Annotated in this window: 8 protein-coding genes; 5 read left to right on the top strand and 3 right to left on the bottom strand. The window is 67.9% G+C overall.

Annotated features, from left to right (window positions below; all coding sequences use genetic code 11):
* Positions 1 to 291 precede the first annotated feature (291 nt).
* The 3 genes from C3Y92_RS12340 to C3Y92_RS12330 form a co-directional block, all read right to left on the bottom strand.
* A complete protein-coding gene (locus C3Y92_RS12340) occupies positions 292 to 1,986 on the bottom strand; it encodes an FAD-dependent oxidoreductase (RefSeq protein ID WP_129352938.1) in 1,695 nt (564 codons plus the stop codon).
* A gap of 233 nt (positions 1,987 to 2,219) precedes the next feature.
* Positions 2,220 to 3,323 (bottom strand): glycosyltransferase family 4 protein, encoded by a 1,104-nt coding sequence (locus tag C3Y92_RS12335; RefSeq protein ID WP_129352936.1) that lies wholly within the window; start codon positions 3,321 to 3,323, stop codon positions 2,220 to 2,222.
* A 3-nt stretch (positions 3,324 to 3,326) separates the two neighbouring features.
* Positions 3,327 to 5,315, bottom strand: coding sequence for a glycosyltransferase (locus C3Y92_RS12330; protein WP_129352934.1), 1,989 nt, complete (start codon positions 5,313 to 5,315; stop codon positions 3,327 to 3,329).
* 83 nt (positions 5,316 to 5,398) lie between these two features.
* On the opposite strand from C3Y92_RS12330, the gene C3Y92_RS12325 reads away from it, so the two are divergent.
* The 5 genes from C3Y92_RS12325 to C3Y92_RS12305 all read left to right on the top strand — a co-directional run bounded on the left by C3Y92_RS12325 (position 5,399) and on the right by C3Y92_RS12305 (position 12,407).
* Positions 5,399 to 6,277 (top strand): ABC transporter permease, encoded by an 879-nt coding sequence (locus tag C3Y92_RS12325; RefSeq protein WP_235669473.1) that lies wholly within the window; start codon positions 5,399 to 5,401, stop codon positions 6,275 to 6,277.
* Positions 6,267 to 7,646 carry an ABC transporter ATP-binding protein gene (locus tag C3Y92_RS12320; RefSeq protein WP_129352932.1) on the top strand — a complete coding sequence of 460 codons (1,380 nt, stop codon included), beginning with the start codon at positions 6,267 to 6,269 and terminating at the stop codon, positions 7,644 to 7,646. The genes C3Y92_RS12325 and C3Y92_RS12320 overlap by 11 nt, the downstream gene beginning before the upstream one ends.
* 141 nt (positions 7,647 to 7,787) lie before the next feature.
* On the top strand, positions 7,788 to 10,379 hold the full coding sequence (locus C3Y92_RS12315; protein WP_129352930.1) for a glycosyltransferase: 2,592 nt from the start codon (positions 7,788 to 7,790) through the stop codon (positions 10,377 to 10,379).
* Entirely contained in the window at positions 10,366 to 11,256 is an 891-nt protein-coding gene (locus C3Y92_RS12310) for a glycosyltransferase family 2 protein (protein ID WP_129352928.1), read from the top strand. Before C3Y92_RS12315 ends, C3Y92_RS12310 begins: the two co-directional genes overlap by 14 nt.
* Positions 11,253 to 12,407 carry a glycosyltransferase family 4 protein gene (locus C3Y92_RS12305; protein ID WP_129352926.1) on the top strand — a complete coding sequence of 385 codons (1,155 nt, stop codon included), beginning with the start codon at positions 11,253 to 11,255 and terminating at the stop codon, positions 12,405 to 12,407. The genes C3Y92_RS12310 and C3Y92_RS12305 overlap by 4 nt, the downstream gene beginning before the upstream one ends.
* The last annotated feature ends 156 nt before the right edge of the window (positions 12,408 to 12,563 follow it).

Below are 12,563 nucleotides of genomic sequence, written 5' to 3'. Positions count from 1 at the left end.
GGGCGCGGCTCCGAAGCGTTTTGCTTCGTATAGCCGAAACAGCCTTACTTGTCCCGCCCAGCACCCTTAGTCCCCAAAAGCGGTCCGGGAAGGGGTTTTTTCCCTCCCCGGCCCCTTGAGTAACGCTGAACCTGCCAGATTCAAGCGACAGCCTTTTTAGCGTGCCGACCGGCCAGAGAACCAACCCGCGTCGATCCCCCTTAAACTATTTCTCCAAGTGGGGGGTCCGGGGGCCTCAGGCCCCCGGCCGCCGGAGGCATCTTCCTCTTTGTCTTTCTTTTTTATTCTTGCCTATTTCTCGCGCGCGAACGGCCAGGCGGCCAGGCCGCCTTCCATGACCGTGACGTTGTCGTAGCCGGCGGCCTCAAGAACCCGCTGGGCTTCGTAGCCGCGCATGGACACCTTGCAGTAGGCCACAATGGGGGCGTGTTTGTCTTCGGGCAACTCGCCCAGGCGTTTGCGGAGCTGGCCCAGGGGAACGAGCTTTTCGCCCAGGCCCAGGCGCATTTCCTCGTATTCCTTGGGGCCGCGAACATCGAGCAGAAGCGGTTTTTCGCCGTTGTCCAGCCGGTCCTTGACCGCCAGGGGAGACTGGCCGCGCATCAGCCCACGCAGCTTGTTCTGGACGATGTGGGCCGTGGCGATGGCGTGGTCGATGGCCAGGGAGTAGGGCGGGGCGTAGGGCAGATCGGCCATGGACACGTCGTCCACGGTGAGGCCGCCGAGGATGGCCATGGCCATTTCGGCCACCTGGCGGTTGACGTTGCCCGCGCCGACGCAGGCAAACCCGAGGATGCGGCCGGTGGCGGCCTCGACCACGATCTTGGAGACGATGGGCTTGGCCCCCATGAAGCCCGGGATGTCCGGGCTGGCGTTTAGGGCCGTGACCACGTCGATGCCGGCTTCCCTGGCCCGGCGTTCGGACAGGCCGGTTGCGCCGGCTGCGAAATCGAACACCTTGCAGATGCCGCTGCCGATGGTTCCGGGGAAGGTCGCCGTATCGCCGAGGACCGCGTTTTCGCCGGCCACCCGGCCTTCGAGGTTGGCCAGATCGCCGTAGGGCGCGAGCATGGGCTTGCCGGTCAGGCGATTGGTCACTTCCACGCAGTCGCCGGCGGCGTAGATGTCCGGGTCGGAGGTGCGCATGTGGGCGTCGGTCTTGATGCCGCCGGTGGTTCCGAGTTCCAGGCCGGCGGCCTTGGCCAGGGCAACATTGGGGGCCACGCCGATGGCCAGCACCACCAGCGAGCAGGGTAATTCGCGGCCGTCGGCCAGCCGCACGCCCGTAACCGCGCCGTTTGCGCCCAGGATTTCGCTTATGCCCACACCAGTCAGCACGGCCGCGCCCTTGGCCTTGGCGTGGTTTTCAACGAGCAGCGCCAGTTCGGGATCGAGAAACCCGAGAATCTGGGGCAGGGCTTCGACCACGGTGACGGCCATGCCCGCGTCGGTCAGGGCCTCGCAGGTTTCCATGCCAATCAGCCCGCCGCCGACGATGACGGCTTTGCCGCCCTGCATGGCCTTGGCTTTTTCGCGCAGGCCGTCGGCGTCCTCCAGAGTCGCCAGGGTCGTGACGCCGGCCAGTTCGCGGCCCGGGATGGGCGGCACCTTGGGACTGGAGCCGGTGGCGATGATGAGCTTGTCGTAGGGCAGATGGCCGATCTCGCCGGTGGCGGTCCGTTTCCAGGCCACGGTATGGGCGGCGCGGTCGATGGCCGTGACTTCCGTGCCGGTCAGGGCGGCCACTCCCTTGGCTCCGGCGAAAAAGGCCGGGTCGCGCACCACGCCGGCCGGGGTGCACAGGAGCATGTCGCGCTCCTTGACGCTGCCGGCGACGTAATACGGGTAGCCGCAGGAGGCCATGGAGAGGTTGGGGGCTTTTTGCAGCAGGGTGACTTCGGCATTTTCGTCCAGGCGTTTGGCCCGGGCGGCGGCTTTGGGTCCGGCGGCGGTGCCGCCAATGACGACGATACGTTTTCTGCTCATGGGGCGTTCTCCTTTGGGTGACGCTATGGTATGGCCGCTGCCGCGGCCGGAGGCGCGCTAATTCCGATACTGTTCATACCGTAAATCAAAAAGGCCCGCAAGACCGTTGGCGCCCCCACATGTCTCTGGGGTCAAACCTGCCGTGACTCCGCCCGCTCTTGCAATCCCGCTATCCCCCTGAAACCATTCGGGGGGTCCGGGGGCCTCAGGCCCCCGGCCGCCGGAGGCATGCCTTACTTCGCGTAAGCGGCGGCTTCGAGGGCGGCGAGGGTTTGGTGGGCGGTGCGGTCCCAGGTGAAGCGGGCTTCGTTGGCGTGGCCTTCGGTGATGAGCGTACGGCGCAGGGCGTCGTCGCTAATGACGCGGGCAAGGGCGTCGGTCCAGGCATCGACGGAGGCGGGATCGACCAGCAGCGCGCCGCGTCCGGCCACTTCGGGCAGGGCAGTGGCGTCGGCGCAGACCACGGGTGTGCCGCAGGCCTGGGCTTCGAGGATGGGCAGGCCGAAGCCTTCGAAAAGCGAAGGGAAGGCCAGGACCTTGGCGCAGCGGTAGAGCAGCGGCATGTGCTCGCGCGGCACGTGGCCCAGGCGGCGCACCCGGGACCCCAGGCCAAGCCGGCGGGTGAGCGCGTCAAAGTCTTCGCTCCAGGCCAGGCCGCCGGTGAGGACCAGATCGCAGGCGGCGGCGTCGGCCAGTCGGGCGTAGGCGGCAAGGAGCACGGGGAGGTTTTTTCGCGGCGAGACGTTGCCGCTGTAGAGAATGAACTCGTTGGGCAGGTCCCGGTCGCGGCGGAAGCGGGCCAGGGCGGCGTCATCCACCGGGGCCTTGTACATGGGGTCGCAGGCGAGGTGGGTGACGGCGACGTGTTCAGGCTTGGCCCGGGTCAGGCGCAGGACGTCGCGGCGGGTGTATTCGGAGATGGCGACAAGACGTTCGGCCCGCCTGGCGCTGTAGCGGATGGCGAACTTCATGTAGCAGGTGTCGGCGGCCCGGTACATGGCCAGCGTCGGGTGGAAATAGCCGAGGTCGAGCATGGCCACCACGGCCGGGCAGGGGATGCCGGGCGGCATGTTGGACGAGGGGAAAAAAGCGGCGTCGAAGCGGCCACGGCGCAGGGCCAGGGGCAGGGCCAGCCAGTCGAAGGCCAGCCGGTTGGCCGTGGGCAGGACGATTTCCTCGGCCTCGGGGAATGTGCCCACGTCCTTGGCGTCGGAGTAAAACAGCGTGAAGTCGTGGCCGGCGCGGAGGTCGAGCATGGCCCGCATGAGGCTGAGGAGGTATTCCTTGGGGCCGCCGGAGGCATAGGCAAGGGTGCGGGCGTTGACGGCGATGCGCATGGGCTATCCGGCCAGGCCGTGCTTTTTGCGGGCATAGGCGCGCAGGGGTTCCAGGCGGCAGTTGACGTGGCTGGGCAGCCGCCGGCCTTTGACGATGGCCCCAAGCTGGGCCAGGACCGAGCCCAGGCGCACTTCCAGGGACACGAGCTTGATCATGATCTCATGCAGGAGTCCGGAGCCGTGGCGATGCTGGCAGGCGGCCAGGTCGCGGCGAAAGACCTCCTGCCAGGTGGCGGTCTTGGCCGAGGGGTGCAGGCGGAAGGCGGCCAGCACCTTGGGCAGGCGCACGATGCGGCCTTGACGGCTTATCCGCTCGAACAGATCGAAGTCCATGCAGTAGGCAAAGGCGGTGTCCATGCCGCCGGCCGCCTCGTAGGCGGATTTGCGGAAAAAGGTCGATTGCTGGGGCACGGCCATGGTGTAGCGCATCTGGCGCGAGGAGGGCAGCACCATGTCGATCATGACGGGTTTGCCGTCGGCGTCGGTCAGCACCGTGTCGCCAGTGACCATGACCGCGTCGGGGTGCTTGGCGAAGGCCTCGGCCACGGCGTTAAGCGCGTCGTCGGACCACAGCCAGTCGTCGGAATTGAGCCAGCCCAGGACTTCGCCCGTGGCCATGGCGAAACCTTCTGCCAGGGCGGCGGTCTGGCCGTCGTCCTTGGCCGAGCGCGAGAACGCCAGCCGGCCGTCCCAGGCCAGCAAGATGTCGGGCGTGGCGTCGCTGGAGCCGCCGTCAAGGACGATGTGCTCCACGGCCGCGTTTTGCTGGCCGGCCACGGAAGTCAGGGTCTGTTCCAGGTAGGCGGCCTGATTGAACGACGGGGTGACGATGGTGATCTTGGGCCGCTTGTCGCTTTCCCCGGCCGCCTCGATGAGGGCGTCGAAGACGTTTTGGGCGCAGTCCTGCCAGGAGAACGTGGCGGCACGGGCCAGGCCCAGGGCGATCTGTTCCCGGCCAAGGCCAGGCTCGGCCGTCAGCCGGGCCAGGACGGCGGCCAGGGCGGCGTCGTCGTCCGGGGCAAAGGGCAGGCCGGCCGTGCCGGCCGCTTCGGGCAGGGAGGCGGCCTTGGCGTAGGCCACGGGCGTGCCGCTGGCCATGGCTTCGAGCAGCGGCAGCCCGAACCCCTCGTAGCGCGAGGGAAAGACGAAAGCGGCGGCGGCCCGGTAGACGAGCGGCAGGTCGTCGTCGGGTAGATAGCCCAGGCAGCGCACCCGGCCCGGGCCCAGCCCGGCGGCTAGGGCGGCCACGGAAAGCGCCCCCGGGTCGCCATGGCCGACCACGGCCAGGACGGCGTCCTCGGGGAGCCGGGCCATGGCCCGCAGGGCCACGGCGAGATTTTTGTGGGCCATGAGGTTGCCCACGCACAGGAAAAAGGCCTCAGGCAGGCCGTGGCGGGCGCGGAAATCGGCCAGGGCAGCGGCCTCACCGCCGTCATCGGGCCGGATCGGGCGGAAGCGGTGGTGGTCCACGGCGCACAGGCTCGTCGGGCGGATGCGGGCCGCCCCCTCGCCGTACAGGGCCAGGGCCTCGGCCCGGGTGAAGGCCGAAAGCGAAAGCGGGATGGTGAGGCTTTCCAGGCTCGCCCGCTGGCGCAGGGCGAACACCCAGCGGATGTGGCGCGGCAGGGTCTCGGGGATGCGCTTCCACAGGACGTCGTTTATGACGCCAAGGCTGCGGCCCGTGAACCCGATGGGCAGCAGCCCGTCCGGGGCGTAGTGCACGTCGCTGCCGACTTCCTTGGCCTGCCAGGCCATACCGGCCTGCTGCCAGGCGTAGAGCGAGGGAACCTTGACCGTGGCGGCCTGAATGGCACCGGCCTCAAGCAGGGCCAGGGCGGCGGCGTTGACCACGGGCTGGCCCGATACCAGGGTGAGGCTGTCGCCGCGCGCCTGGGCCAGGGACGCCAGATGGGGCAGGATGGATTCCAGGCAGCGGCCGATGCCGGTGCGTTTGGGATAGGACAAGGAACTGGCGTCAATGGTGATGCGCATGAAGGATCGCTTGGCTTGGGAGGTTGCGGGGCGCGTCGGATGCGTTGACATGCGTCAATTCCATCGAATATGCAACCGGCTCCATGCGTACGCAATCCAAGGTCATGGTCGTGCGGCGGCCCCGGGGCGGCTCCTTGTGGGCCGGCCTTGCCGCGAACCTCGGTCCCGTGGCCTTTGCCCGGGCCTTTTGGCGTCGCCGCGAGCTGTTGGCCGCCTTCACCCGCATCGAGTTCGCCTCGCGCTACCATGGCGCCCAGCTCGGGGCGTTGTGGAGCCTTGTTTCGCCCTTGGTGACGCTGGCTGTCTATACATTTGTCTTTTCAGTGGTCTTCAAGCCCTCCTGGGCCGGGGCCGACGGGGGCGTGGCCGGCTACGCCCTGATCCTGTTCGCCGGGCTGACGGCCTTCGAGGTCTTTTCGGGCAGCGTGAACCGCGCGCCCAGACTTCTTTCGGAAAACGTCAATTTCATTAAAAAAGTCCAGTTTCCCCTGGAGATCCTGCCCGTGGGGCTGGTGTTGGCCGCCTGCCTGGAATCCCTGGCCGCCTTGTCCCTGGTGGTCCTGGGAGTACTCGTCACCACCGGAAGCCTGCACCCGACCGCGCTGCTGGCCCCCCTGGCCTACATCCCCCTGGCCATGCTGACCCTGGGGCTGTGCTGGCTGCTGGCCCCGGTGGGGGTGTTTCTCAAGGACCTGGGCAACATCATTGGCGTGGCCGTGCAGCTCCTTTTTTTCGCCACCCCCATCCTCTATCCGCTCTCGGCCGTGCCCGAGCCGTACCGGGGCCTTTTGGCGCTTAATCCGCTGTATCCCGTGGTGGACCACCTGCGCCGGACCATCATTTATGGTCAGATGCCGGACTGGCCGGCCCTGGGGCTGACCACCGTCATTTGCGCCGTGGTCATGCTGGCCGGGTACTCCTTTTTTACCAATGTGAAGAGGCTTTTTGCCGATGTCGTCTGAGACCCCGGTCATCGACGTACGAAACGTCTCCAAGATGTACGAACTCTACGCCCGGCCCCAGGACCGGCTGCGCCAGATGCTCGTGCCCGGCGGCAAAAAGCTCTACCGCGAGCATTGGGCCCTTCGCGACGTGTCGTTTACCGTCTCGCCCGGCGAATCCTTCGGCATTATCGGCAAGAACGGGGCCGGCAAATCGACCCTGCTGCAAATTTTGGCCGGCGTACTGGAGCCTACCGGCGGCGAGGCCATCCTGCCTGAGCGCACCACGGCGCTGTTGGAACTGGGGTCGGGCTTCAAGCCGGAATTCACCGGCCGGCAAAACGTTTTCGTCAACGCCGCCGTGCTGGGCATCCCCCGGGCCGAGGCCCTGGCCCGCATGGACGACATCGCGGCCTTTGCGGACATCGGGCCGCATTTCGACCAGCCGGTGCGCACCTATTCCAGCGGCATGTTCTTGCGCCTGGCCTTTGCCGTGACCACGAGCCTCACCCCGGACGTCCTTATCATCGACGAGGCCTTGGCCGTGGGCGACGTCTTTTTCCGCCAGAAGTGCTACAAGCGCCTGGAAGGGCTTCTTTCCCGGGGCACGGTGGTGGTGCTGGTTTCCCACGCCATGAACGACGTGGCCCAGTTCTGCCGCCGGGGACTGCTCCTCGAACACGGGCGGGTGGGCTATCTGGGCGACGCGGCGGCGGCGGTCAAGCGCTACATGGTCGGCGGCGGCGACTACGTGCCGACGTCCCTGGGCCAGACGGCCCGGGATCTCAATCTGCCGTCCGAAGGCCCCGACGGCGACGGCTGGCCGGCCGAGGAGGCCTTCCTGGACCTCTCCGGCGCGGCGGTGGCCGAAAACGATTGGGCCGGTTGCACCCATGTGGCCGTGTGCGACGCCTCGGGCCGGCCTTGCCGCAGCTTCGAGCAGGGCGAGACGGTCTCGATTTTTTGCCGCTACGCCGTGCGCCACGACCTGGAAGTGGCCGTGGCCGGGGTGGAGCTCATAAACGACAAGCGCGTCATTGTCTTTGGCAAGAACACCCTGCAATTCGACTGCGACCATGCCCTGGCCACGCCGGCCGGCACGGCGCTGCGGGCGCGTTTCGATCTTAAGCTCGATCTGGCGCCGGGCGAGTACACCTTCAATCTCGGCTTTTCGGCCCTGTCCGTGAGCGATTTCGAGCGCCGGGCCAGCCTGCCCCACGAAGAACTGGAGAGCCGGGCCACGGTCATCTCCATCGTGACCCGGGCCGGGGATTTCCTGGTGACGTTTCGCAGCCGCGACACCACGCCCGTGCAGCTCACCCATCACGGCGTGGCCAATCTGCCCGGCCAGGCGACCCTGCGCCTGTATGGCGGCGAGGCCGCCCCGTAATTCCCCAGCGCGACGGGACCAGCGAACACGGACAATAGTTAACCCACCCCCTTTGGAAAGTTTTGGGGGAAGGTGGGGGTCTGGGGGAGGAAACCCCTTTTTTCAAAAAGGGGTTTCCTCCCCCAGTTTGGGAGTTTTCATATGCGGCAGTGTTGGTGCGGGATGGGCGGGTTGGAGCCGTTTGGGGCCGAGTACATGCTGTGCCCGGGCTGCGGCACCTTGGTGTCGCGGGTCGAGGACGGCGAGCGCTACGGCCGGGACTACTGGTACGACCATCAGGTGGCCGACCTGGGCCAGCCGTCCATTGAGGTCCGGGCCCGGCGCGATTTGCCCGAGCGCTGCCTGGGCTGGCTCAAGTTTCTGCTTTCGGCCTGTCTGCCGCCGGGCGAGACGTTGGAGCTGGGTTGTGCCCACGGCGGCTTCACGGCGCTGTTGTCGCGGGCCGGGTTTCGGGCCAGGGGGCTGGAGCTGGACGGTTCGGTGGCCCGGTTGGCCGGGGAGACCTTCGGCATAGAAGTCCTGGCCGGCCCGCTGGAGGAGCAGGCCATTGCTCCGGGGAGCCTTTCCGCCGTGGTCCTCATGGACGTGCTGGAGCATCTGCCCGATCCCGTTGGTCTGCTGCGGCGTGTGGCCGAGCTGCTCGCCCCGGGCGGGGTGGTGCTGGTGCAGACCCCGCGTTTTCCGGCCGGGGCCAGCCACGAGCGGCTTTTGGCCGAAGCCGATCCGTTTACGCGCATGTTGCTGCCGGCCGAGCACCTCTATCTTTTCAGCCAGTCAGCGGCGCGGGCGCTTTTCACGGCCGCCGGGTTGCCGCATCTGCGTTTCGGGGCCGCGCTATTTCCCTATGACATGCTGTTTCTGGCCGGCAAGGAAACCCTGGCCGACCACGACGACGCGGCATTTGAAAATGCCCTGTGCGCCCGGCCGGACGGCCGGCTGACCCTGGCCATGCTCGATCTGGTCCGTCGGGCCGAGGCGGCCGAGGCCGAGGCGGATCGGCTGTGCGGCGGCGAGGCTCCGGTCATCGGCGGCCTGGAAGGCGTAGTGCGCGAGATGGCCTCGGGCTGGGTGTCCGAGGGGCGGCTGCCACAGCTCGTCAACAAGGCGCTGTTGCGAGTCGGCCGGGTGGCCTGGTTCTGGAACAAGGCCGTCAAATACGTGCTCAAGGAGCGCGGCCGCCGGGCCGCCCCGGCCGCCAAGGCCACGGACAAGGCGCTCGTGCTGGTCGATCTCACCCCGGTGTTGCCCGGGGGCGACAACGGCGGGGCCAAGCTCATGACCATCCTGCTGCTCCACGCTCTGCGCGACATGCGGCCGGACTGGCGTTTCGTGTGCCTGACCGCCGACGCTGCCCATGAGGAGCTGGCCCACCTCGACGCGCCAAACGTCGAACGGGTCCGGGCCTCGACGCTCGGGCGGCTGCGCGGCCTGTCCCACTGGCGCGGCCAGCCTGTTGACCTGTATTTTTGCCCGTTTACCATGCCCTATTTCCACCATCCCGACGTGCCGGCCGTGTCCGTGGTCTACGACCTGCAGTACGCCGCCTATCCGCAGTTTTTTGCGCCCGACGACGAAGCCGGGCGGGAGCGGACCTTTCTCACCGCCGCCCGGCTGGCCGAGCGGCTGGTGTGCATCTCGGAATTCACCCGCCAGTCCGTGTTGGCCCAGGGCAATGTGCCGCCCGGGCGCACGGCCACGGTGCCTATCTCCCTGCCGCGCCGGCTTTCGCGCGCCGCCCCCGAGGCCGTGGCGGCCGCCCGGGCGCGTCTGGGCCTGGGCGACGCTCGCTATTTCCTCTATCCGGCCAATTACTGGCCGCATAAAAACCACCGCATGTTGCTGACCGCTTTCGGCATGTTGGCCGCCGGACGTACCGACGACGTCCGGTTGGTCTTGACCGGGGCCGACACCGGGCTTCGGGCCGAACTCGGCCAAGCGGCGGCGCGCCTGGGATTGGCCGAGCGGGTGACTTTTGCCGGTTACGTGTCCGACGAGGAGCTTTCAGCGCTTATGACCGGCGCGGCGGCCTTGGTTTTCCCCTCGCTCTTCGAGGGCTTTGGGATGCCGCTGGTCGAGGCCATGGCCGTGGGCACGCCCATTGTCTGTTCCGACGTGACCAGCCTGCCCGAGGTCGGAGGCGAGGCGGCGCTGTATTTCGATCCCAAGCGGCCCGACACCATGGCCGCCGCCCTGGCCCGGCTTCTGGACGAACCCGGGCTGGCCGAGGGGCTTGTGGCCAAGGGCCGGGAGCGGCTGGCCGCCTTTGGCGGCCCCGAGGACATGGCCCGAAAGTACCTGGATGTTTTCGAGGAGGTGCTGGCCCGGCCGGTGTCCCAGAGCACGGCCGTGCGCGGGCTGTGGGCCGACGGCTGGTGCGGCACGCGCCTTTTCGCGGCCTATGGCCCGGCAGCCCATCGCCAGTGGCTGCGGGCGACGTTCGCCTTGCCGGCCGAGGCCCCGTCGGCCCGGGTGACGGTGACGGCCCTGGTGGCCGGCCGGGCGGTGGGCAAGGCGCAAACGCTCAAACCCGGCGGCCGGGCGGCGTTTTCGCTGGATCTGCCGCCGGCCGGCGGCTGCGTGGAGTTTCTCTTCGACGGCGCGCGCCGGGGCGAGGGCCAGGGACCGGGCGCGGACCGCCGGCGGCTGTCGGCGCGCTGCGAGGAGCTGCGCCTGACCGACGGCGCGCGCGACGTGGACTTGCGCTACGCTGGAGGTTCCCATGGCCAGGCTTAGCGTCGCCGCCGTCACCCCCTCCTACAACCAGGGGCAGTTCATCGGCCGCACCATCGACAGCGTGCTGTCCCAGGGCGTGGCCGACCTTGAATACGTGGTCATGGACGGCGGCAGCACCGACGAGACCGTGGCCGTGCTGGAAAGCTACGGCGACCGCCTGACCTTCCGGTCGGAGCGCGACAAGGGCCAGCCCGACGCCGTCAACAAGGGCATCGCCGCGACAACCGGCGAGGTCATCGCCTGGCTCAATTCCGACGATGTGTACATGCCCGGAGCGCTTCAAGCAGTGCTTGAGGTATTTGAAGAACATCCTGATGTGGATGTGGTTTACGGCGACGGTGATCATATCGATGTCAACGACGCCTTCATAGAGGCCTACCCGGTGGAGCCTTTCGATTTGGAACGGCTCAAGGAGCGCTGCCTCATCTGCCAGCCGGCCGCCTTCGTGCGCCGCCGGGCCGTGGAGCGCTTCGGCGCGCTGGACCTGCGCTGGCAGTATACCCTGGACTACGAATTCTGGCTGCGCCTGGCCAAGGGCGGGGCGGTCTTCCGTTATCTGCCGCGCAAACTGGCCGGCTCGCGGTTCTACCCCCAGACCAAGACCTCCGGGGCACGGCTGCAAGTCCACGCCGAAATCAACGACATGCTGCGCCACACCTTCGGCACGACCCCGGACCGCTGGCTGTGCAACTACGCCCATGTCCTGGTGGAAGAGCAGTGGGGTTTAACGGGCAGCCGGCTCTTTACCCCGGCCGTGGCTCTGGCTTCGCTGGGGGCGTCCTGGCGCTGGAACCGCTCGATCTCGCCGGGGTTGTGGCGCACCACCGCATCCTGGCTGACGCGGGGCCTTATTCGCCCCGGAGGCGGCCCGGCATGAGGATCGGCTTCGACGTCTCCCAGACCGGCTCAGGCAAGGCCGGTTGCGGCTATTTCGCCGCCGGGCTGCTCTCCGCCCTGGCCCGGGTGGACACGGCCAACGACTACGTGCTCTATCCGGCCTGGGGCGACTTTTTCCGCGAGCCGCGCCCCGGGGCCTGCCTGCGCCCGCAGGGCAGCCGATTCCGCCAGGGGCCGGCCTTTGGCCGCTTTTGGGACCAGAAGCGCTTTTTCCGCCAGCCCCCGGCCGATTTCGAAGCCCGTCTGGGCCGGCCAGACATCGTCCACGCCAACAACTTTTTCTGCCCAACAGGCCTGACCCGGGCGCGGTTGGTCTATACGCTGTACGACCTGTCGTTTCTGGTCGAGCCGGCCTGGACCACCGAGGGCAACCGCACCGGCTGCTTCGACGGCGTTTTTGGGGCGGCGACCCGGGCGGATTGCATCGTCTCCATCTCCGAATATTCCCTCAAGCACTTTTTGAAGGTTTTTCCGAGCTATCCCCGGGAACGCACGGTGGTGGCCCCGCTGGCCAGTCGCTTTGACTTGGCGAGTCCCCAGGCCCGGCCGGCTGCCTTGGACGGAATGGAAGCGGGTTCCTTTTGGCTGTGCGTGGGCACCATCGAGCCGCGAAAAAACCACGAGCGGCTTTTCGCCGCCTACGCCGCCTGGCGGCGCGATACCGGCGGAAGCCTGCCGCTGGTGCTGGCCGGCGGCAAGGGCTGGCTCATGGACGATCTGGCCCGCACGGCGGCCGAGCTTGGCATTGCCGAGCATCTCGTCTTCACGGGCTACGTGTCCGACGCCGAACTGGCCTGGCTCTATGCCTCGTGCCACGCCTTCCTCTATCCGTCCCTGTTCGAGGGCTTCGGCTTGCCGGTGCTGGAGGCCATGAGCCTGGGCGCGGCGGTCATCTGCGCCGACGCCACATCATTGCCGGAAGTGGCCGGTGACGCGGCCGTGCTGGTCGATCCCCTGGACGTGGCCGGTCTGGCCCGGGCCATGGCCGCGTTGAGCGCTGATACGGCAATGGCGGCGACGCTGCGGGAAAAATCCCTGGCCCGGGCCGGGCTTTTTGCCTGGGACAAGACTGCACGCATCGTTCTTGACGCCTACGCGCGCGTCGTCGCCCTGCCGCCGGCCTGGGGCTAGCCCCCCTCGTTGTCGCGGTTTCTGTGGAGGACGAATACGCTGCACCCGTGACGCCCTTGGCGGTCTTCAGGCACAATTTCGGATGCTTGCGCCGTGCCCAAGATAACGGACAGGAGACAGCCCCTCCAGCCAGCCGTTGGCGCTTCTCGTGTCGCG

The sequence above is a fragment of the Solidesulfovibrio carbinolicus genome (genome assembly GCF_004135975.1).
GTDB lineage: Bacteria > Desulfobacterota > Desulfovibrionia > Desulfovibrionales > Desulfovibrionaceae > Solidesulfovibrio > Solidesulfovibrio carbinolicus.
Note: the sequence above shows the minus strand (reverse complement) of the source record. Positions and strands in the feature narration are given on the sequence as shown.

Excerpts from the sequence above, each read along its gene's own strand:
- C3Y92_RS12340 (WP_129352938.1), bottom strand. The coding sequence starts at position 1,986 with ATGAGCAGAAAACGTATCGTCGTCATTGGCGGCACCGCCGCCGGACCC.
- C3Y92_RS12335 (WP_129352936.1), bottom strand. The coding sequence starts at position 3,323 with ATGCGCATCGCCGTCAACGCCCGCACCCTTGCCTATGCCTCCGGCGGC.
- C3Y92_RS12330 (WP_129352934.1), bottom strand. The coding sequence starts at position 5,315 with ATGCGCATCACCATTGACGCCAGTTCCTTGTCCTATCCCAAACGCACC.
- C3Y92_RS12325 (WP_235669473.1), top strand. The coding sequence starts at position 5,399 with ATGCGTACGCAATCCAAGGTCATGGTCGTGCGGCGGCCCCGGGGCGGC.
- C3Y92_RS12320 (WP_129352932.1), top strand. The coding sequence starts at position 6,267 with ATGTCGTCTGAGACCCCGGTCATCGACGTACGAAACGTCTCCAAGATG.
- C3Y92_RS12315 (WP_129352930.1), top strand. The coding sequence starts at position 7,788 with ATGCGGCAGTGTTGGTGCGGGATGGGCGGGTTGGAGCCGTTTGGGGCC.
- C3Y92_RS12310 (WP_129352928.1), top strand. The coding sequence starts at position 10,366 with ATGGCCAGGCTTAGCGTCGCCGCCGTCACCCCCTCCTACAACCAGGGG.
- C3Y92_RS12305 (WP_129352926.1), top strand. The coding sequence starts at position 11,253 with ATGAGGATCGGCTTCGACGTCTCCCAGACCGGCTCAGGCAAGGCCGGT.